18 protein-coding genes and 1 pseudogene are annotated in these 19,798 nt (G+C 66.6%); 10 read left to right on the top strand and 9 right to left on the bottom strand.

Features of this window, described 5'->3' with window-relative positions; genetic code table 11:
• Positions 1-109 precede the first annotated feature (109 nt).
• The 3 genes from murJ to rpsT all read left to right on the top strand — a co-directional run bounded on the left by murJ (position 110) and on the right by rpsT (position 3,386).
• A complete protein-coding gene (murJ, locus tag KW836_RS21725; protein WP_218344724.1) occupies positions 110-1,669 on the top strand; it encodes a murein biosynthesis integral membrane protein MurJ in 1,560 nt (519 codons plus the stop codon).
• Positions 1,670-1,865: 196 nt separating this feature from the next.
• Positions 1,866-2,834: a FecR domain-containing protein gene (locus tag KW836_RS21720; protein WP_175183854.1), complete on the top strand. Its 969-nt coding sequence runs from the start codon at positions 1,866-1,868 to the stop codon at positions 2,832-2,834.
• Between the two features lie 288 nt (positions 2,835-3,122).
• The gene (gene rpsT, locus KW836_RS21715) at positions 3,123-3,386 is read left to right on the top strand and encodes a 30S ribosomal protein S20 (protein ID WP_043542310.1); all 264 of its coding nucleotides are present in this window, start codon (positions 3,123-3,125) and stop codon (positions 3,384-3,386) included.
• Between the two features lie 185 nt (positions 3,387-3,571).
• On the opposite strand, the gene KW836_RS21710 is transcribed toward rpsT, so the two are convergent.
• Positions 3,572-4,489, bottom strand: coding sequence for a LysR family transcriptional regulator (locus tag KW836_RS21710; protein WP_218344723.1), 918 nt, complete (start codon positions 4,487-4,489; stop codon positions 3,572-3,574).
• Positions 4,490-4,602: 113 nt separating this feature from the next.
• On the opposite strand from KW836_RS21710, the gene lysA reads away from it, so the two are divergent.
• The gene (gene lysA / locus KW836_RS21705; protein ID WP_218344722.1) at positions 4,603-5,835 is read left to right on the top strand and encodes a diaminopimelate decarboxylase; all 1,233 of its coding nucleotides are present in this window, start codon (positions 4,603-4,605) and stop codon (positions 5,833-5,835) included.
• A 108-nt stretch (positions 5,836-5,943) separates the two neighbouring features.
• Here the strand turns inward: lysA and garL are convergent, their stop codons facing one another.
• From garL to KW836_RS21685, 4 genes are all read right to left on the bottom strand, one after another.
• Positions 5,944-6,711, bottom strand: coding sequence for a 2-dehydro-3-deoxyglucarate aldolase (garL, locus tag KW836_RS21700; RefSeq protein WP_056562673.1), 768 nt, complete (start codon positions 6,709-6,711; stop codon positions 5,944-5,946).
• A 92-nt stretch (positions 6,712-6,803) separates the two neighbouring features.
• On the bottom strand, positions 6,804-7,916 hold the full coding sequence (locus KW836_RS21695) for an Ldh family oxidoreductase (protein WP_218344721.1): 1,113 nt from the start codon (positions 7,914-7,916) through the stop codon (positions 6,804-6,806).
• A gap of 48 nt (positions 7,917-7,964) precedes the next feature.
• Positions 7,965-8,738 carry a FadR/GntR family transcriptional regulator gene (locus KW836_RS21690; RefSeq protein WP_370633056.1) on the bottom strand — a complete coding sequence of 258 codons (774 nt, stop codon included), beginning with the start codon at positions 8,736-8,738 and terminating at the stop codon, positions 7,965-7,967.
• A gap of 114 nt (positions 8,739-8,852) precedes the next feature.
• Complete coding sequence (locus KW836_RS21685) at positions 8,853-9,782, bottom strand: dihydrodipicolinate synthase family protein (protein ID WP_175123492.1); 930 nt, start codon at positions 9,780-9,782, stop codon at positions 8,853-8,855.
• Between the two features lie 236 nt (positions 9,783-10,018).
• Here KW836_RS21685 and KW836_RS21680 point away from each other — a divergent pair, with 236 nt between their 5' ends.
• The 3 genes from KW836_RS21680 to KW836_RS21670 all read left to right on the top strand — a co-directional run bounded on the left by KW836_RS21680 (position 10,019) and on the right by KW836_RS21670 (position 13,155).
• The gene (locus tag KW836_RS21680) at positions 10,019-11,020 is read left to right on the top strand and encodes a tripartite tricarboxylate transporter substrate binding protein (protein WP_175123493.1); all 1,002 of its coding nucleotides are present in this window, start codon (positions 10,019-10,021) and stop codon (positions 11,018-11,020) included.
• Between the two features lie 75 nt (positions 11,021-11,095).
• Positions 11,096-12,067: a tripartite tricarboxylate transporter substrate binding protein gene (locus KW836_RS21675; protein ID WP_175123494.1), complete on the top strand. Its 972-nt coding sequence runs from the start codon at positions 11,096-11,098 to the stop codon at positions 12,065-12,067.
• Between the two features lie 131 nt (positions 12,068-12,198).
• Positions 12,199-13,155, top strand: a complete 957-nt coding sequence (locus KW836_RS21670) for a 2-hydroxyacid dehydrogenase (protein WP_218344720.1) — start codon at positions 12,199-12,201, stop codon at positions 13,153-13,155.
• 154 nt (positions 13,156-13,309) lie between these two features.
• Here the strand turns inward: KW836_RS21670 and KW836_RS21665 are convergent, their stop codons facing one another.
• The 3 genes from KW836_RS21665 to radA form a co-directional block, all read right to left on the bottom strand.
• The gene (locus KW836_RS21665) at positions 13,310-13,528 is read right to left on the bottom strand and encodes a hypothetical protein (protein WP_175123496.1); all 219 of its coding nucleotides are present in this window, start codon (positions 13,526-13,528) and stop codon (positions 13,310-13,312) included.
• 321 nt (positions 13,529-13,849) lie between these two features.
• Positions 13,850-14,629, bottom strand: a complete 780-nt coding sequence (locus KW836_RS21660) for a sulfite exporter TauE/SafE family protein (RefSeq protein WP_175123497.1) — start codon at positions 14,627-14,629, stop codon at positions 13,850-13,852.
• A gap of 28 nt (positions 14,630-14,657) precedes the next feature.
• Positions 14,658-16,019: a DNA repair protein RadA gene (radA, locus tag KW836_RS21655; RefSeq protein WP_175123498.1), complete on the bottom strand. Its 1,362-nt coding sequence runs from the start codon at positions 16,017-16,019 to the stop codon at positions 14,658-14,660.
• 418 nt (positions 16,020-16,437) lie between these two features.
• Between radA and KW836_RS21650 the strand changes: the two genes are divergently transcribed.
• From KW836_RS21650 to hpaI, 3 genes are all read left to right on the top strand, one after another.
• On the top strand, positions 16,438-17,139 hold the full coding sequence (locus KW836_RS21650; RefSeq protein ID WP_218344719.1) for a hypothetical protein: 702 nt from the start codon (positions 16,438-16,440) through the stop codon (positions 17,137-17,139).
• A 187-nt stretch (positions 17,140-17,326) separates the two neighbouring features.
• Entirely contained in the window at positions 17,327-17,788 is a 462-nt protein-coding gene (gene hpaR, locus KW836_RS21645) for a homoprotocatechuate degradation operon regulator HpaR (protein WP_105239511.1), read from the top strand.
• 40 nt (positions 17,789-17,828) lie between these two features.
• Positions 17,829-18,629, top strand: a complete 801-nt coding sequence (gene hpaI / locus KW836_RS21640) for a 4-hydroxy-2-oxoheptanedioate aldolase (RefSeq protein WP_175123500.1) — start codon at positions 17,829-17,831, stop codon at positions 18,627-18,629.
• Positions 18,630-18,652: 23 nt separating this feature from the next.
• On the opposite strand, the pseudogene KW836_RS27980 reads toward hpaI, so the two are convergent.
• Positions 18,653-19,798: pseudogene (locus KW836_RS27980) on the bottom strand (PepSY-associated TM helix domain-containing protein); the annotation flags it as partial.

The raw sequence follows: 19,798 nt of genomic DNA, 5'->3' as shown, positions 1-19,798 counted from the left end.
ACGGGCCGGTCCAAAGGGGCCGGCCTTGCAATGCCGGCCCAGCAGACGGCCGGCATTCCGTCCCCATCACGCGGCGATCCGGCCGGCATTTCACTTCAGTAGTCCACCCATGAGCCTGTTCCGTTCGGCGGCCACGGTCAGCAGTTTCACCTTGCTGTCCCGCATTTCCGGCCTGATCCGCGACATCCTGGTGGCCCGCGCGTTTGGCGCCGGCCCCATTACCGACGCCTTCTGGGTCGCTTTCCGCATTCCCAATCTGCTGCGCCGCCTGTTCGCCGAGGGCGCCTTCGCCCAGGCCTTCGTCCCCATCCTGGGCGCCGCGCGCAACAACCGCTCCGAAGAAGAAGTCCGCACACTGCTGGACCGCGTGGCCCTGCTGTTGACCGCCGCCTTGATGCTGGTCACGCTGATCGGCATCGTCGCGGCGCCTTGGGTGGTGTCCGCCATGGCCAGCGGCCTGCGGGGTGCGGCGCGCGATACCGAATTCGGCGCGGCGGTCTGGATGACGCGGATGATGTTCCCGTACATCCTCTGCATGTCGCTGATCGCCTTCGCGTCCGGCGTGCTCAATACGTGGCGGCGCTTTGCCGTGCCCGCCTTCACGCCCGTGCTGCTGAACCTGTCCATGATCGGCGCCTGCATCTGGCTTGCGCCGCGCATGGACGTCCCGGTCTACGCGCTGGCCGTCGGCGTCATGATCGGCGGCGTGCTGCAATTGGCGGTGCAATGGATGGCCCTGGCGCGCCTGGGCCTGACGCCACGCTTTTCGCTGCGCTTTGGGCAGGCCTGGGCCGATCCGACCGTGCAGCGCATCCTCAAGCAGATGGCGCCCGCCACGCTGGGCGTGTCGGTGGCGCAGATCTCGCTCTTGATCAACACCAATATCGCGACGTGGCTCACGCCCGGTAGCGTGACGTGGCTGTCGTTCGCCGACCGCCTCATGGAATTTCCCACGGCGCTGCTGGGCGTGGCGCTGGGCACCGTCCTGCTGCCCAGCCTGTCCGCGGCGCATGCCCGCGACGACCACGGCGGCTACAGCGCGCTGCTCGACTGGGGCCTGCGCCTGGTACTGCTGCTGGGGCTGCCCGCGGCGGTGGGCATGGCAATGCTGTCGGACGGCCTTGTCGCCACGCTGTTTCATTACGGCGCCTTCAGCGCGCAGGACGTGCTGCAGACGCGCCTGGCCGTCATCTCCTACTCTGCCGGGCTGATTGGCCTGCTGGCTGTCAAGATCCTGGCCCCCGGCTTCTATGCCAAGCAGGACATCCGCACGCCCGTGAAGATTGCCATCGCCGTGCTGGTGGTGACGCAGCTGCTGAACGTGATGCTCGTGCCGATGCTGGCCCACGCAGGGCTCGCCTTGGCCATTGGACTGGGCGCCTGCCTGAACGCGCTGGCGCTCCTGATCGGGCTGCGGCGGCGGGGCGTGTACATGCCGGGCGCCGGCTGGACTGCGTTTGCCCTGCGCCTGGTGCCCGCGCTGGCCGGGCTCGCGGCGCTGCTCTGGTATGCGGACACACGGATCGACTGGATCGCGCTGCAGACGCATTCCGGCCAGCGCGTCCTCTTGCTGGCCGGCGTGCTGGCGGCAAGCGGCGTGGTGTACTTCGGAATGTTGTTACTGTTTGGATTTCGTCCCAGGGACTTCGGACGACGCCCGAAGCAGTAATTCCGCCTGTTCGGGCTACATTGCCTTCAAAAAGCCGGCCAAACGCCGGCTTTTCGCATTAATTTCGTCAAGAATTGACAACCACCCCGTAATCTTTGGTAAAAAACCTTTATGATTTAAAAATTGCCACTGAGAGGACCCCCTGTAGGCCCCTGCCTGCGGGAAGCACGAATTGAAGTACGCCCAAGGACAACCCATGGCGGACCAGGTGATCAATTGGCTGCTGCTGCTGCGCTCCGGCAAGGCAACGGCCCAAGACTACAACGACTTCCTGGCTTGGCGAGCGGCTGACCCTGTCCATGAAAACGCCTGGCAGCAACTGACGGGCACCCTGGCAGGATCGTCGTTTGGCCGGCTTGGCGACGCCTATGCCACCGGCAGTGGCGACGCCGCTGCCGCTGCCCAGTCGCTGATCCCGCCCCCACCCGCCGCCATCGTGCCGCCCCGCCGCCGTTTTCTGACTGGCGCGCTTGCGCTCGTCAGCACCGGCGCGGCCGCTGCCTATGTCGGCAATGCGTTCTACCCGCTGAACAACGTTGCCGCCGACGCGGCCACTGCAACGGGCGAGCGCCGCCGCTACCTGCTGTCGGACGGCAGCCAGCTTTTGCTCGACGCGCGCAGCCGCGTCAACCTGGACTTCACGCCTGCGTATCGTCAGGTCCGTCTGCTGGATGGCGCCGTGACCGTGTCGGTCGCACCCGATTCCCGCCGTCCTTTCCTGGTGCAGACTGCCCAGGGCACGGTCCGCGCGCTCGGCACCCGCTACATGGTGCGCCAGCAGGCGCAGCGTACGGTCGTCGTGGTGCACGAACACGAAGTCGAGGTCGAGACCATGTCCGGGGCGCACGGCACCATTCGCGCCGGCACCGGCGCCCGCTTCGACAATGCCCGCATGGACACGCCGCGCGCCGAGCTCATGGCCGAAGCCGCTTGGGAATCGGGCTGGGTTGAGGCCCGTGGCCGTCCCCTGGGCGAAGTCATCGCGGCGCTGCGCCCCTATCGCAGCGGCACCTTGCGCGTGTCCATGGCCGCAGGCGGCTTGCCCGTGTCCGGCCATTTTCCGTTGGACGACACCGACGCCGCGCTGGACAGCCTGCAAGACCAGATGCCCATCCAGGTGCGCCGTTTCACGCCCTGGTTCGTCTCCATCAACGTCGCCGCCTGACAACGTCCGCCCCGAAGGTATGCCGGGCGGCGCGGTTTCCGTTGTATACTCGACACCTAGTTTTTATCCAGTGGTTTGTCCATTGGTTTTATCGATAGGCGCCGCGAATTTTCCTCATGTTTTCAAGAGGATCTGACGCAAGGGTTCTCCAACCCGGGAATTCTTCCCAGCAGCGCCCTCCCGCCCGGTTGACGGGCGCTCCATCGGTTAAAGCGACATTAAAAGCTTGCATTCCCCACGGGGCTTGCTACAATGTTCGACTTTGCCGAATTCAACTTACAAAGCAACATGGCCAATACCGCCCAAGCCCGCAAGCGCGCTCGCCAATCCGTTGAGCGCAACAAGCACAATTCCAGCCTGCGCTCGATGCTGCGCACCGCCATCAAGCGCGTTCGCCAATCCATCGCCGCTGGCGACAAGGCTGCGGCTGGCGAAGTGTTCCAGAAGGCCACCAGCGTGATCGATCGCGTGGCTGACAAGAACATCATCCACAAGAACAAGGCCGCTCGCCACAAGAGCCGCCTGGCTGCCGCCATCAAGGCGCTGGCCTAAGCCATTCTGCCGCCCCGGTCTTCCGGGGCGACACGAATACGGCAAATAAAGAAGGATGCCCACGGGCATCCTTTTTTGTTGTCTGCGCCGATTGACTGAGCGGTTCGCTGCGCGCCCCAAGGCCCAGCACCTGCGTCTCAGCCGGCCTACCGGGCCGCCCCCTCTCCGGCGTGCCCTGCCCCGCTTCATGCGGATTCTGCTGCCGCCAGCCTGCCCTTGATGGCTGCCGCGGCGTCGCGCAGCGATTCCATGAACGCGGCGACCAGCGGATTGCCCGGACGGTGTTCCGGAAACACCACATTCACGCGGAACGGAAACGACCGTGTCAGCGGCCGGATGTGCAGCCCTCGCCCCACGAAGTCCAGCGCGGTCAGCGGATTGACGATCGCCAGGCCCAGTCCTTGTCGCACGAATGTGCAAACCGACACCGCAGTAGGTGTTTCCACAATGGAGCGGGGCAAGACGCCCGCCTGGCCGAACGCTTCGTCGATCTGGACGCGGTAGGGATCGCTGGCGGACAGACTGACGAAGGAATGCCCTTCAAAATCCGCCAGCTCGACCGCCGCGCGCGCCAGCAGCGGATGGCCGTCAGGCAGCACGCAGACCTCGTCAACCTGCACCAGCAATTCCAGCCGGGTGCCGGCGGGCGCGGCATCGTGTTCGGTCAAGCCCAGGTCGTAGCGCTGCGCTGTCAGCCACTCTTCGAGCAGCGGAGACTCCTGGGTTTCGACGGACAGGCTCACACCGGGGTGTTGGCCATGAAAACGCTGAAACGCATCAGGCAGAATCGAATGCGAAAACGCCGGCAGGGTGATCACCGACAGCTGCCCCTCGCGAAACGCTCGCAGACGGGCCGCGGCGGACGCCACGCGCTCAAGGCCGGCGTAGGACTGCCGCACCTCTTCAAAGAGCGCCAACGCCGGCATCGTGGCCCGCAGACGCCCCGCAATCCGTTCGAAGAGAGCGAAACCGATCGTTTGCTCCATCCGGGCCAGTTCGCGGCTGACGGTGGGCTGCGACGTGTTGAGCAGATCGGCGGCCTTCGTCACGCTGCCCGCGATCATCACCGCGCGGAAGACTTCGATATGCCGATGCGTGAGCATCGCGCCTCCCATATCAGGAATGAATCGGTGTCGAAAATCAAAGCATTTTACTGGATGGACCAACGCAGGCATCATGCCGCCTTCGCTTCACTTCCCACAGGGTTCCTTTCATCATGACCTTCGATCCGCGCCAGCTCACCCAACTTGCCGCCGAACACGGCACGCCGCTTTGGGTGTACGACGCCGCCGTCATCCGCGAACGCATCGCCCAACTGCGCCGCTTCGACACGATCCGCTACGCGCAGAAGGCGTGCTCGAACCTGCACATCCTGCGCCTGATGCGCGCGCAAGGTGTGGTGGTGGATGCGGTATCCCTGGGCGAGATCGAACGCAGCCTGGCCGCCGGCTTCGACCCGCGCAGCGAACCGGAAGGCATCGTCTTCACGGCCGACCTGATCGACCACGCCACGCTGGCCACCGCGCTCAAGCACGGCATCTCGGTCAACGCCGGGTCGCTGGACATGCTGTCGCGTGTGGGCCAGGCGTCGCCGGGCCATCGCGTCTGGTTGCGCATCAACCCGGGCTTTGGCCACGGCCATAGCAACAAGACCAACACCGGCGGCCCGCAAAGCAAGCACGGCATCTGGATCGGCGATGTGGCCGAGGCGATCTCCATCGTGCGCCGCCACGGCTTGAAGCTGGTGGGCGTGCACATGCACATCGGTTCGGGCGTGGACTACGGCCATCTTTCCAGCGTGTGCGACGCCATGGTGGACGTGGTGAAGTCGCTGGATCACGACATCGAAGCCATTTCGGCGGGCGGCGGGCTGTCGATCCCCTACCGTGACGGCGAGCCGCGCATCGACTGCGATCACTACTTCGAGCAATGGGATGCCGCGCGTCAGCGCATCGCCCAGTATCTGGGTCATGAGATCCGCCTGGAGATCGAACCCGGCCGCTTCCTGATCGCCGAGTCCGGCGTGCTGGTCGCCGAAGTGCATTCGATCAACCGGCGTCCCGAGCGCGACTTCGCGCTGGTTGACGCGGGCTTCAACGATCTGATGCGCCCGGCCATGTATGGCAGCTATCACCGGATCTCGGTGCATGCGCCGGACGGCAGCGACCCGCAGGACGCGCCGCAGACGCGCATCGCGGTGGCCGGCCCGCTGTGCGAATCGGGCGACGTATTCACGCAGAACGAAGGCGGCGTCATGACCGACCAGTTGCTGCCTCGTCCGCGCATCGGCGACTTCATGGTCTTTCACAACGCCGGTGCTTACGGTTCGTCGATGTCCTCGAACTACAACAGCCGACCGCTCGCACCGGAGGTTTTGCTGGACCAGGGCGAGGCACGCCTGATCCGGCGCCGCCAGACCGTGGCCGAGCTGCTCGCGCTGGAAGAGTAAGCCGCCTGTAAATGCAAACGGCGCCGGACAGTTTGCCTGTCCGGCGCCGGCGTAGCGGTTTCGCTCGCAACGGCCAGCGCCCCCACGGGGGCCTGGCGCATCAAGACATCAGGTCGGGAACGCCTCGCGCAACGCGAAGGTTGCCTGCTTGAATACGCCCAGGTCGGTCCCCACGGCCACGAAGTGCATCCCCATGTCCAGATAACGGCGCGCGTCGGCATGCACGGGCGCCAGAATGCCCACCGCCTTGCCTTGCGCAGTCACGCGCTGATGCAGGTGGCGGATCGCCTCCTGCACCTCGGGGTGGCCGGGGTTGCCAATATGACCCAATGCCGCAGCAAGGTCCGACGGGCCAATGAACACGCCATCCACGCCTTCGACAGCGGCGATCTCGTCCACCGCCTCGATGCCCGGACGGCTTTCGATCTGCAGCAGCACGCAGATGTTGTCGTTGATGGTGTGCAGATAGTCCGGCACCGTGCCGTAGCGGTTGCTGCGCATCGCGCCCGCCACGCCGCGGATGCCTTGCGGCGGGTAGCGCGTGGCGGCCACCGCGCGGCGCGCGTCTTCTTCGGATTCGATGAAGGGAATCAAGAGGTTATAGAAGCCGATATCCAGCAGGCGCTTGATCTCGACCGGATCATTCCAGGACGGACGCCCCACGGCCGCGCTGGCGCTGCCCTGCAGGGCCTGGAGCTGCTGCAGGAACATCGGCACCTCGTTGGGCGAGTGTTCGCCATCCAGAAGCAGCCAGTCGAAATCCGCCAGGCCGACGAGTTCGGCGGTGATGTGGCTGGACATGCACATCCAGAATCCGATGAGCCGCTCGCGGGCCAGGATGCGTTGCCGGAAACGATTGGGAAGAGGTGAATTCATTGCTGACCTCATGTCTTGAAAAGTGAACTTGGAATCCGATGGCCACGGGACCGCAAAGCGGCTCGGGCTTCTTGCGCGCGCGCCTCGACCGGTCAGGCGGGATCCAGCAGATACGGCGTGCCAGCGCGCTCGCAGATGGCGCGCAGGCGTTCGGCCAGCGCTGCGGGAATCGGGATGCCCTCGCGCAGCCGGCGCATGCGCTCGGCCGCTTCGGGCTCGCCCGCCACCAGCACGGGTTCGGCGGGATCGGCGGGCGGCGTGTCGTGCATGGCGTCGATCATGTCGTCCATGTCGGTTTCGAACGACCCGGCCGCGCGGAAGGCGTCGGGGTTGAGCGCCAAAAAGAAATGTCCGACGTCGTCGGGCTCGCCGGGACGGCGCGTGCCCGCACGCCGCGCAGCGAACGCGCTGCCGCTGAGCGTGCCGCCCAGGATCTGCGCCATCATCGCCAGGCCATAGCCTTTGTGGCTGCTCATGGCGGTGGTGCCGCCCAACGGCGTGAGGCCGCCCTCGGGGCGCTTGAAGATGTACTGCATGGCCGCATCCGCGTCCGTGACCGGCGCGCCCTGCCCATCCACCGCCCAGCCCGGCGGCAGCGGCTTGTCCAGGAAGTCGTAGACCTTGACCTTGTTGGCCGCGACGGTCGTCGTCGCCATGTCGAGCACGAAGGGTTCGTTGTAGGCGGCGGGCGCACCGAACGCGATGGGATTGGTGCCCAGCATCGGCATCGCGCCGCGCGTGGGCACCATGATGACGCCGTTGGCGCTGCTGGTGACCAGTCCCACCACGCCGCGCTCGACGGCGATGCGCGCATAGACGCCTGCCGCGCCGAAGTGGTGCGAGTTGCAGACCGAGACAGCGCCCACGCCGTGTTCCAGCGCCTTGTCCACGGCCAGGTTCATGGCCTGCGCGGCGACCGGATAGCCCAGGCCGCCCATGCCGTCGATCAGCGCGCTGGCGCCGCCGTCGCGCACCACGCGGGCCCGGGCGTCCAGCCGCAGCGTGCCGGCGCGCCATTTGTCCTCATAGGCGGGCAGCATGGAGATGCCATGCGAATCGATGCCCAGCAGGTCCGTGCGCGCCATCAGGCCCGCGGTGATGTGGGCAAGGTCTTCGGCCATGCCCCATGCCATCAGCACCTGCAGGATCTGTTCTCGCACCTGCTCCACCGGCACGGCCGTGGCGTTTGCTCCGTTCCCTGACACTGTCTGTCTCCTGTCGTCTTGTAGGTGTGGCGGGCGTCGGCAGCGGGGTCAGTCCCGGTCGCGGTCGACCAGTCTGTGCCGCGCCTGACCCAGATGGAATTGCATGGCGACGCGCGCGCGTTCGCCGTCCTGTTCGCGGATGGCGTCCAGGATGGTGGCATGTTCGTCCACAACGCGCTGCGCGCGCTGGCGCGAGCCGGTGCGCGTCAGGTTGAGCGTCAGTCGCATGAAGCCGCTGATGGACTCATGGATGCTTTCCAGCACGCCCAGATAGAAGTCGTTGCCGCTGGCCTCGGCAATGCTGGCATGAAAGGCCAGATCCGCTTCGGCGGACACTTGTCCCTTTGCCAGCGTGTCGGCAAACGCGGCGTGAGCGTCGGCAATCTTTCCAAGCTGATCGTCGGTGCGCCGCAGCGCGGCCAGGCGCGCGGCATCGCCCTCCAGCGCCACACGCACCTCCTGGGCCCGCAGATAGGCGCTGACATTCTGCACATCGTTGAAGGCTTTCAGGCGCGGCGCAGGCTGGTGGCTGACAAACGTGCCCAGGCCCTGGTGCGCGGTGATGAGGCCGTCGGCGCGCAGGCGCAGCAAGGCTTCGCGCACGACGGGCCGCGACACGCCGAAGCGTTCGGAGATTTCGTTTTCGGACGGCAGCTTGTCGCCGACGTTCAGTCCGCCGGACACGATCTGTTCGAAGATCTGCCCGTAAAGCTGGTCCGCCAGCCGCACCCGGTGCCCGCGTTCCAGCACCGGCGCGGCGGGCGCTTGCGCCTCGTCGGGCGCGTGCGGCGTGGATGAGGGGGATGCTTTGGGTCGAGCCACGGAAACTCCTGGTAGTAGGGCCTGTCCTCGCGCGGAGAACAGGCCCTGAAAGACTGCTGCGATGCGCGGACGGCGCTCATCGTACCCGCATTGCGTCCGCTGCGCCGCACGCGGTCATGCCGTGGCGGTTTCGCGGTCCCAGGCGGCCAGCGCGCGCGCCACGGGCGCTACGCGTTCGCGTTCGGTGCTGGAGATGCCGGTCAGGAGCGGCAGCATCGGACCCATGTCCGCCACACCCGACAGCGTCACGGCGTCGTGCAGCACGCGAATGGGGCTGATGCCGTCGCGGCAGTCTTCCAGGCCCATGTACTGCTCACGCACGGCTTCGGCTTCGTCGAAGCGGCCTTCCTGCAAGAGATGAAGGAGGCGCATCGAACCGCGCGGCGCCACGCAGACGGATCCCGACGTGAAGCTCTTCAAGCCGAATTCGCGGTAGTGGACGATGGCCGGGCGCTCGCCGATGCCGCTGACGACCCAGCGCGAATCCACGGCTTGCAGCAACGCGGACAGGTAGGCGTCCTCGGACGGGTTGTCGCGCACGACGGCGTACTTGAAGGCGACGAGACGGCCTTCCTCGATCAGGCGCGCCGCGGTCTCCGGGGCTAGGTAGTCGGCCGACTTGATGTAGACCACCGCAGGCTTGCCCAGCGCATCCGTGAAACGGCGCACGCCGTCGGCCAGCCCGGCGTCGGTATAGGGGAAGGACATGGGCAGCAGCATCGCGGTCGGAAAGGCACGCGATCGCAGGATGGCGGCCTGGTCCATCATCTTGCCGTAGTCGGGCCCCACCGAGGGCAGGATCCAGGTGTCCGGACCCGCCAGGCTTGCCAGCATGTCCACGATGCGTGCATATTCGCTCACACCCACGTTGTAGAAGTTGGCGTTGCCGCCATACATGACGTTGCGCACGCCGCCCGCTTCCAGGTGGCCGAGCAGCGTCTTGTTGGCCGCTTCGTTCAGCGACAGATCGGCGTTGCGGGCCAGCGGCGGCACGGCGATGACCGAGCGCTGCAGATCCTGGGCGGTGACCGGGGTGGTTTTCATGGAAGGGGCTCCTGGCGGGGTGGGTTGTCAGTGCGGTTGTCAGATAAGTAAGGTGAAAAAAGTATACTTGGTTGACAAGCTATAGCTCAATACCTATATTTGTTTTACAAGTAGTTCGGCAGCACACAAGTCGCATGAGGCGCGGGCCGCATGCGGCTTTGAGCTCCCGGCTCGCCGGGAGCGGAATACCCCCAGAAACGATGCGCGGCCACGCGCACACCGAGGAGACGAATTCCATGCATGCAGCCCCTGTGCGAGGCCGGTTTATTGCGGCCGCCCTGCTGACGGCCACCGCCTTTGCCCTGCCGGCCTCGCCGGCCTTCGCGGACTACCCCGAACGCGAAGTCAAGATCATCGTGCCCTTCCCCGCCGGCGGCACTGCCGATATAGCCGCGCGCGTCGTGGCGGCCGAATTGGGCAAGAGCTGGAACAAGCCCGTGGTGGTCGACAACAAGGCGGGCGCCGGCGGCAATGTCGGCTCGGCCGAAGCCGCGCGCGCCACGCCCGACGGCTATACCTTTCTGATGGGCACGGTCAGCACCCACGCCATCAATCAGTCCGTGTACGCCAAGCTGCCCTATGACCCGGTCAAGGACTTCGTGCCGGTGACGCTGGTGATCCCGGTGCCCAACATCCTGGAGGTCAACCCCAAGTTCGCCGACAAGCACGGCATCCGCAACGTGGCGGACCTGATCAAATACCTGAAGGCCAATCCCGACAGCGTCAACATGGCGTCCACGGGCAACGGCACGTCCACGCATCTGTCGGGCGAACTCTTCCAGAGCATGACCGGCACGCGCATGACGCACGTGCCCTACAAGGGCAGCAGCCCCGCCCTCACCGACGTGATGGCCGGGCAGGCGGACCTGATCTTCGACAATCTCCCCTCGTCCATGGGCTTCATCAAGGCCGGCAAACTGCGCCCGCTGGCCGTGACGACCGCCAACCGCTCGCCCGCCCTGCCCGACGTGCCCACGATGGCTGAGGCCGGCGTCAAGGGCTACGAGGCCTCGAGCTGGTTCGGTCTGCTGGCGCCGGCCGGCACGCCGCCCGCCATCGTGGAAAAGGTCCAGCGCGACGTGGCGGCGGCCTTGCAGCAGGAGCCCGTGCGCGCACAGCTTCAGGCGCAAGGCGCGACCCCATCCGGCAACACGCCCGCCCAGTTCAAGCAGTTCATGGCCCAGGAAACCGTCAAGTGGGCCGACGTTGTGAAGAAATCCGGCGCCAAGGTCGACTGACCCTGCGCCGATCCGGGGCCCGTCCGCAACGCGTGAGCGGCGGGCTCTTCATCATCACGCGAACCAGGAGACACCATGAACAAACTGATCAGCGCCGTACTCGCGGCGGGCGCCGTTGTGCTTGGGTCGCCGGCGGCCCTTGCCGCCGGTTACCCGGAAAAGCCCGTCACCATGATCGTGCCCTTCGTGCCAGGCGGTTCTTCCGACATCACCGGGCGCTCGGTCACGCCGGCGCTGGCGAAGATCCTGGGGCAGACCTTCGTCGTCGAGAACAAGCCGGGCGCAAACAGTGCGATCGGCGCCCAGGCGCTGGCCCGCTCCACGCCCGACGGCTACACCATGATGGTCGGATCCATCGGCACCTTCGCCATCAACGAAGCCCTGTACAAGAACCTGTCGTACAACCCCAGCAAGGACTTCACCTACCTGACGCAGGCGGTGCGCAACCCCAACGTGCTGGTCGCGGCGACGTCGTTCCCGGCCAGCACCGTGGCCGAACTGGTCGACTACGCCAAGAAGAATCCGAACCGCGTGTCCTACGCCTCGTCCGGCACGGGATCGTCGGACCACCTGTCGGCCGTGCTGTTCCGGCAGCGCACGCAGAGCACCGGCGTCGACGTGCCGTACAAGGGCGGCGGCGCCGCCATCGCGGACCTGATCGGCGGCCAGGTCAACGTGTCCTTCCAGAATCTGGGCGCGGTGCAGAACCACATCAAGGCGGGCAAGCTGAAGGCGCTGGCCATCACGGGCGACACGCGCGCAACCGACCTGCCCGACGTGCCGACGCTGGCCGAGGCCGGCATCAAGGATATGGTCGTGTATTCCTGGCAGGGCTTTGCCGTGCCCAAGGGTACGCCGCAGCCGGTCGTCGACAAGCTGGCCGAAGCCCTGCGCACCGCGCTGCGCGAACCGCAGACGCAGAAGACGCTGCAAGGCCTGGGCTTTGAAGTGGTCGCCAACACGCCGCAGCAGTTCGCGGAATTCCAGCAGGCCGAGGTCAAGCGCTGGAAGGACGTGATCCAGAAAGCCAACATCCAGCTCGAGTAAAGCGACGGGATGCCCGAAGGCGGGCATCTTTTGTCCGCGGCCCGTCCCGATCCCGCGGATGCGGGGCTGGCCCGCGGTCTTCTGCATGAATCAAGTAGCATGAACCCTTCGCCACCCTACCGTACGACAACATGACCACCAATCAACGCATCATCCAGGTCGGCTCGCTGGCCGGCTCTCCCTCCGCCAACAAGCGCCTGGCCGACGGCTATGACGTCATCGAATTGTGGAAGTACCCGGACCGCAAGGCCGCGCTGGCCGAACATGGCAAGGGCGTCACCGCCGTCGTCACGTCCGCGAATTTCGGCGCCAACGCCGAACTCATCAACGCGCTGCCCGACCTGAAGGCCATCTGCAGTTGGGGCGTGGGTTACGAGACGATCGATGTCGACGCCGCGCGCAAGCGTGGCGTGCTGGTCAGCAATACGCCGGACGTGTTGACGGATTGCGTGGCCGATCTGGCCTGGGGCCTGTTGATCGCAGGCGCGCGCCGCATGGGCCAGGGCGAACGCTTCGTGCGTGCCGGCCAATGGGGTCAGGTGCACGGCAGCATTCCGCTGGGGCTGCGCGTCAGCGGCAAGAAACTGGGCATCGTGGGTCTGGGCCGCATCGGCGAAGCCATCGCCAAGCGCGGTACGGGCTTTGACATGGACGTGCGCTATCACAACCGCAGAAAGCGCGACGACGTCGACTATGGTTACGAGGCCTCGCTGACGGACCTGGCCAAGTGGGCCGATTTCCTGATCGTGGCAACCGTCGGCGGACCGAGCACGCGCCACCTGGTGAACCGCGAGGTGCTCGAGGCGTTGGGACCCAAGGGCATCATCGTCAACATTGCACGCGGGCCGGTCATCGACGAGACGGCGCTGGTCGCCGCGCTTGAAGGCGGCAAGCTGGGCTGCGCCGCGCTCGACGTCTTCGAGCACGAGCCCAAGGTGCCGGAAGCGCTGATCAAGAGCGACAAGGCCGTGCTGCTGCCGCACATCGGCAGCGCCACCGAGGAAACGCGTCTGGCGATGGAAGACATGATGCTGGAGAACCTGCAGTCGTTCTTCGAGAACGGCCGCGTGATCACGCCAGTGGAATAAGCGAATGCGGCCGCCGCCGTCACGGCGCGCGGCTTGAAGCAGAAATGAAAAAGCCTCTCGGCGCCCATACCGAGAGGCTTTCGACCTTCCGGCCCCCGCGTGTCCGGTCAGTCTTTGTCGCGCAAAGGAACGTGGGCGTCGCCGCCCGGCGCGGTTACTTGGTCGGCGTCGTGGCGCCGGACTTGTGGTTGGTCGCTGCGCCTGCTGAATGCTTGGCGGACGACTTGTCAGCCTTGTGATGCTTGTGATGCGCCTGGGTCTTGGTGTCGCCGGTCTTGCTGGCGCCAGCCGCGAACGCCGACGGCGCGGCAGCGAGGCCAAGGCACAGGGCCGAAGTGGAAAGAAACGCAGCAATGCGGGAGTGAGTCGTCATGTAAGTACTCCTGGTTGGTGAAGGGCAGATGCCCTTTTCCGTTACGGGGCGGCACGATGCCGCTAGGCCCGTATGCGGTTGGAAGCTTGCCCGCCAAGAAGGTTCAACACCGAACCACAATTTTTCGGTCTCTAAAAAATTGTTGCCCCCACGCCGCACTCGCTTCGCTCGCTTGCTGCCCCCCGAGGGGGCTGCCCCGCCTTCGGGCGGCCGGGCGGCGGGGCGGCTATTCTTGTCGCCCCCACGCCGCACTCGCTTCGCTCGCTTGCTGCTCCCCGAGGCGTTTGCCCCGGGCGGCGGGGCGGCTATTCTTTTGTCGGTTTAACCTTCAAACGCCAACAGCGCGACGGTGGCAAACAGCATCAGCGCAAAGCAAGCTCTCAGCTTGCGTTCAGGAAGCCGGTACGCAAGCCGCACGCCGATGGGCACGAAGATGAGGCTGCCGATCGCAAGCGGCGCGCCGACCATCCAGTTGGCCTGCCCTGCCCACGTGTAGGTGACGAGCGCGATCATCGAGCCCGGAATCACCATGCTGAGCGCGAGCGCTTGCGCGGCGGTCTGCGGCAGGCGGAAGACCGATGTGATGATGGGAACGGCCAGCACCGCGCCGCCCACGCCGAAGAACCCGCCAAGCGTGCCGCACAGCATGCCCAGCACGCTGGCGCGCCGCGGCGTGAAGACGGGCGTGGCGCGTGTCGGCCGCGGTGCGTGATGGGCCGCCGGGCGCGAGGCGCGCCACGTCTGCCAGACGTAGAACAGCGCGATGAAAAACAGGAACACCGCGAAGCTCTGGCGCAGCAAGGTCGAGTCGATGCCCAGCGCCATCTGCGCGCCCACCCACGTGAACACCACGGCGCCCGCCGCACCGGCCAACGCGACGCGCTTGTCGATGCGCGTCTGCTGGTTGTATTTGCGCACGGCCATCATGATGGTCGGCAAGACCATGATGAGCGCCGTGCCCTGCGCGAGCTGCTGCGACATGCCCATCAGCAGGACAAGGGCCGGAATGGCGATCAGCCCGCCCCCGATACCCAGCACGCCGCCCATGAAACCGATCATGCAGCCGGCGGCCAGGCATGCGGCGATGACGAACAGACTCACGTATTGCTCCAACCAACGACGCCACGCATCAGCGCAGCTTTTCCAGTGCCGCGTCCAGCCGGTCTACCGCCCAGATCTCCAGGCCCTCGATGGGCTGGCGCGGCGCGTTGGCCTTGGGGATGAGGGCCACCGAAAAGCCGAGCTTGGCGGCTTCGCGCAGGCGCTCCTGCCCGCGCGGGGCGGGACGGATCTCGCCGGCCAGACCGACTTCGCCGAACGCGATCAGACCGCGCGGCAGCGGCCGGTCGCGCAGCGAAGACATGATGGCCAGCAGCACCGGCAGGTCGGCCGCGGGTTCGGTGATGCGCACGCCGCCCACCGCGTTGACGAACACGTCCTGGTCGAAGGTGGACACGCCCGCATGCCGGTGCAGCACGGCCAGCAGCATGGCAAGCCGGTTGCCTTCCAGGCCGACCGTCAGGCGGCGCGGATTGGGCGCATGGGAACTGTCGACGAGCGCCTGGATTTCGACCAGCAACGGGCGTGTGCCTTCCTGCGTGGCCATGACGCACGAGCCCGCGACCTGCTGTTCGTGTTGAGACAGGAACAAGGCGGACGGATTGGCCACGCCGCGCAGGCCGCGGTCGGTCATGGCGAACACGCCCAGTTCGTTGACGGCGCCAAAGCGGTTCTTGAACGCGCGCACCAGGCGGAACGACGAATGCGTGTCGCCCTCGAAATACAGCACGGTATCCACGATGTGTTCCAGCACGCGCGGGCCGGCCAGCGCGCCGTCTTTGGTGACATGGCCGATCATGACGATCGCGATGCCCGTCTGCTTGGCCAGCCGCGTCAGTTGCGCGGCACATTCGCGCACCTGCGAGACCGAGCCCGGCGCCGCGGTGAGTTCGCCGCTGTACAGCGTCTGGATCGAGTCGATGACGGCAACCGACGGCTTCTGTTCCGACACCGCGGCCTGGATGGCTTCGAGGCGGATTTCGGCCAGCAAATTGACGTTGCCGGTTTGCAGGCCAAGCCGGCGCGCGCGCAGCGCGACCTGTTCGGCGGACTCTTCGCCCGTGACGTACAGCACGTTGGTGGACTCTGACAGCGAAGCCAGCGCCTGCAATAGCAGCGTCGACTTGCCAATGCCGGGGTCGCCGCCGATCAGCACCACCGCGCCGGCCACCAGGCCGCCACCAAGCACGCGGTCGAATTCGTCCAGGCCGGTGGGCGTGCGCGGGGTTTCGCGGGCCTCGATTTCGGACAGGCTGCGCACCGGGCTGGACGAGGCCAGCGGCGCATAACGATGGGCAGCGGCCGCGGGCGCGGACGATTCCACCGTTTCTTCAAGCGTGTTCCACGCGTTGCAATGCGGGCATTTTCCCTGCCACTTGGGGGTGGTGCCGCCGCAATCGGCGCACACATATACGGTTCGGGTTTTTGCCATGCGCGAAAGTGTACCCGGCAACCTGCGGGCGCTGCGCCAGTACCGAGATCGTTTTGGCACACCGATTGCGCACGGGCGAAAGGCATTTCTTTCAGACAGCTTTCACAAACCGCCCAGCGCAGTGGTTACATGATGCAAACAGAAGAAATTTCCTGCCCGATCCGTTTCAAATCGCGCATAATCGCCAGGTGCAGCGCATATTGTCGAACCGTCCCGACCGGACGGCATACTTCACGACGGACGTCCTTGCGACGCACTGCGTGGGGAATCGCGGCGCAATCACTCGCGGCCTTTCACGAGACCGCTCAAACCGGAACATGACCCCAGCACGACCAGACGCCGGACCACCGGCGCGGCGCTCGCAAAGGTCGAACGCGGATACGCTGTGCCACCCGGCGTATGTGCGAGGAGTACGCGCATGAGCATTACTTATCGCCCCCCTTTTGACGAAGACGATGAACGGGATCTGCGCGCCCTGTACCGCAAGCCGGGTCCCGGCGCCAATCCGGAACTGGATGCCGCGGTACGACGCAGATGGCACCCCGGCCATAGCTGGCATCCCGGTTGGGGCGCCGCCGCCTGCGCCGTGATGGTCGCAGGCCTTTTTGCATGGACCGACATGCGCGAGGCCATCGAGGACACCGAGCCTCAGATGCAACTGGTGGCTGTGCAGGAAAGCGACGCCGCGCAGGCTGCGCCTTCCGCGTCCGCCGCGCCGGCCAGCGATCCGTCGCCCCTGCGCCGCGTCGTCGCCCTGCAACAGGAACCAGCCGTCCCGGCACAGCCGGCGGTGTCGCAACCTGCATCGACCCAACCCGCATCGACCCATCCTGCAGCGGCGCAACCCGCCGCGGCCGCAGCTCCCGCCGAGCCCGCGGCCCCTGAAACGGCTGCGCAGGAATCCGCGCAAGCAGCCGCGCAGGAGGCCCCGGCAGAAGCACAGCAGGTTGCAGCCTTTACCGAACAGGACATCGAGGCGCGCGTGGCCCAGATCCGTGGCCTGATCGTGGACGACCGCGAAGAAGACGCCGTGCAGGCGTTGCGCGAGCTGCAGCGGGGCGCGCCCGATTTTGCGCTGCCTGACGACCTGCAGGAACTGTCCCGTCAGAACCCGGCGTGACGTCCGGGATTGGCCCTCGCCAGTCCCAATGCGGCTTTGGCTTTGCCTCCTGACTGCGGCCTGACTGCGCCGCTGGTCCGCCCCCCTGACCTGCCCCTGCCCCGGCCCGCCGCCGCGCCGGGGCAGGCCTCGTTCAGGCCTGAATAATTGAGCATTTTTTGGGCGGCTTCTTGCTAACATAGCCGCCATGAGTCCGAGCTTCCACCACCGCAATCTTCCCCATTTGCTGCTCTACGCGCGCGAAACGCTGATGGCGCATTTCCGCCCCATCCTGCACGCAGCCGGCGTCACCGAACAGCAATGGCGGGTCTTGCGCACGCTGAGCGAGGTGGGCTCACTGGAACCCAATCAGATCGCCCGGGCCTGTCAGATCCTGAGCCCCAGCCTCACGCGCATGCTGGCCGGCATGGAAGAGCAAGGGCTCATCAAGCGCACGCGGTCCAGCGCCGACCAGCGCCGCCAGGAAATCTCCCTGACCGCCAAAAGCAACAAGCTCATCGACCGCATGCGGCCCCAGGTCGACGCGAAGTACCAGGAAATCGAAGAAAGGATCGGCAAGGAATTGCTGGAGCGCCTGTACACCGATGTGGACGCCATGGTCGACCTCATCAAGCGCGACGGCCCCACCCGCGATGCCGGTACGCCCTGAACGTCAATCCCCTCTCCTCCCTCCACGCGATCCCCAGTCCATGGACCTCCTGACCAATACGTTCAAGCAAGCCCTGCGCGACGGCAAACCCCAGATCGGCCTGTGGGCCGGCCTGGCCAGCGCCTACACCTCGGAAATCCTTGCGGGCGCCGGGTTCGACTGGCTGCTGATCGACGGCGAGCACGCGCCCAATACGCTCGACTCCACCCTCGCCCAATTGCAGTCCGTGGCGGCGTATCCGGTTGCCCCCGTGGTGCGTCCGGCCTGGAATGACCCCGTCCAGATCAAGCAGATCCTGGACACCGGCGCGCAGACCGTGCTGGTGCCCATGATCCAATCGGCACAGGAAGCGGCCGCCGCGGTTGCTGCCGTGCGCTATCCGCCGCAGGGCATCCGCGGCGTGGGCAGTGCGCTGGCGCGCGCGTCGCGCTGGAATCGCATTCCCAACTACCTTGAACGCGCCAACGACCAGATGTGCGTGCTGGTGCAGATCGAAACCCCGGACGGCATCGCGGCGCTTGACGAGATCCTGGCCGTGGACGGCGTGGATGGTGTCTTTATCGGACCCGCCGACCTGTCGGCCAGCATGGGCTACCTGGGCCAGCCGGAGCATCCCGTGGTCGAGAAGACCATCGACGATGCCATCGCGCGCATCGTGCGGTCCGGCAAGGCGGCAGGCATCCTGCACAGCGGCGTGACGCAGGCCAAGCATTACCTGTCCTTGGGCGCGACCTTCGTGGCGGTGGGCGTGGACGCCGTACTGCTGGCGCGCGCGGCCGAGGCGCTGGCCGGCGAGTTCAAGGAACTGGCCGCCGTCGGCGCAAGCAAGGGTCCGTACTGACGTGCGCGGCGGCGCGTCCACCACAGCCAGACCCCGGTCACGCTTAGCGCCAGCGTAACCACGCCGACCAGCGCCACCGTCAGTTGCAACGGCCAGCCCCAGAACGCCGCCATGTGCAGGCTGGTCAGCCAATGCTTGACGGTATCGCCGGCGGCCCTGCCCGTTGGAAGATGGCTGCCCACGAGCTGCCCATTCACCGCATTGAACACGACCGACGTCGCGCCGCTACGCGTGCGCAGATCCCGGCTGCTGCGCACGCTGTAGCGATACAGCTTGCGGCGCGCATCCAGCGCCAGCCAGTGTTCGCCGAGCACGACGAAGCCTTCGCGGGCAGCCAGTTCCGCCATCAGCCGCCGCCCGGCGTCGCGGGCCTGAGCAGGCGGCATCGGGTCACCCGCCGCCACGGCCGCGCCGCGCCGGGGATCGGCCTGATAGGTCAGACCGGCACGCATCACCGGATCGTAAATGGAGGGCAGGTTCAGCGCGACGCTGCTCCATGCCATCAGCGTCAGCGCTGCCCATAGCCACAGCCCGCCGGCACGATGCAGATCGTAGTTGCGCTTATGCGGACCACCCTGCCAGCGGATGCGCCAGGCGGGCGCCCAGCGCTGCCACGCGGAGGACGCCGGCTTGCGCGCTCGGGGCCGGGCAGGCAGCGTAAGCCACGCGCCCACAAATCCATCCAGCGTCCACGCCAAGGCGACGATGCCGAGCAACAGCTCGCCGATACCCTCGAACAGCAGGGCCGTGTGGATCCGATGCAGGAACGGCATCAGGTTGCGCAGCCCTTCCCGCAGATCGCCCCAGCGGCGCTGGCCCAGAATGGCGCCGGAGTACGGGTGGACGAAGACCTCGTGCAGCACCGGCGCGCCCGCGCCTTCCTCGTGCAGCCAGACCGGGAACGGCACGCTGCGGCCGTCCTGTCCACCGAGCGGCGTGGCGGGCATCGCCGCGGCGGGCGCGAGCCGGGCGACGTGTTCCCGCAGGGTCAACGCGTCCAGCCGCGCGGCATCCGCCGAAGGCGGCGCCACGCGATGCAAGGCCGGCGCGGTGGCGGCGTCCAGCGTGTCGTACCACGCCAGCGGGATGCCGGTCAGCGCCACCAGGCAAAGAAAGCCGGCCAGCACCAGGCCGGTCCAGCGATGCAGCCGCAGCAGCGCGGCGCGCAC

This window comes from Achromobacter sp. ACM05, from assembly GCF_019218915.1.
Taxonomy (GTDB): Bacteria; Pseudomonadota; Gammaproteobacteria; order Burkholderiales; family Burkholderiaceae_B; genus Achromobacter; species Achromobacter animicus.
This window is presented reverse-complemented; position numbering and strand designations above follow the sequence as displayed.

Coding starts and splice junctions, on each gene's coding strand:
- KW836_RS21720 (WP_175183854.1), top strand. CDS start 1,866: ATGGCGGACCAGGTGATCAATTGGCTGCTGCTGCTGCGCTCCGGCAAG.
- KW836_RS21670 (WP_218344720.1), top strand. CDS start 12,199: ATGACCACCAATCAACGCATCATCCAGGTCGGCTCGCTGGCCGGCTCT.
- murJ (WP_218344724.1), top strand. CDS start 110: ATGAGCCTGTTCCGTTCGGCGGCCACGGTCAGCAGTTTCACCTTGCTG.
- hpaR (WP_105239511.1), top strand. CDS start 17,327: ATGAGTCCGAGCTTCCACCACCGCAATCTTCCCCATTTGCTGCTCTAC.
- KW836_RS21650 (WP_218344719.1), top strand. CDS start 16,438: ATGAGCATTACTTATCGCCCCCCTTTTGACGAAGACGATGAACGGGAT.
- KW836_RS21685 (WP_175123492.1), bottom strand. CDS start 9,782: ATGAAAACCACCCCGGTCACCGCCCAGGATCTGCAGCGCTCGGTCATC.
- KW836_RS21680 (WP_175123493.1), top strand. CDS start 10,019: ATGCATGCAGCCCCTGTGCGAGGCCGGTTTATTGCGGCCGCCCTGCTG.
- rpsT (WP_043542310.1), top strand. CDS start 3,123: ATGGCCAATACCGCCCAAGCCCGCAAGCGCGCTCGCCAATCCGTTGAG.
- lysA (WP_218344722.1), top strand. CDS start 4,603: ATGACCTTCGATCCGCGCCAGCTCACCCAACTTGCCGCCGAACACGGC.
- KW836_RS21665 (WP_175123496.1), bottom strand. CDS start 13,528: ATGACGACTCACTCCCGCATTGCTGCGTTTCTTTCCACTTCGGCCCTG.
- garL (WP_056562673.1), bottom strand. CDS start 6,711: ATGAATTCACCTCTTCCCAATCGTTTCCGGCAACGCATCCTGGCCCGC.
- KW836_RS21710 (WP_218344723.1), bottom strand. CDS start 4,489: ATGCTCACGCATCGGCATATCGAAGTCTTCCGCGCGGTGATGATCGCG.
- radA (WP_175123498.1), bottom strand. CDS start 16,019: ATGGCAAAAACCCGAACCGTATATGTGTGCGCCGATTGCGGCGGCACC.
- hpaI (WP_175123500.1), top strand. CDS start 17,829: ATGGACCTCCTGACCAATACGTTCAAGCAAGCCCTGCGCGACGGCAAA.
- KW836_RS21675 (WP_175123494.1), top strand. CDS start 11,096: ATGAACAAACTGATCAGCGCCGTACTCGCGGCGGGCGCCGTTGTGCTT.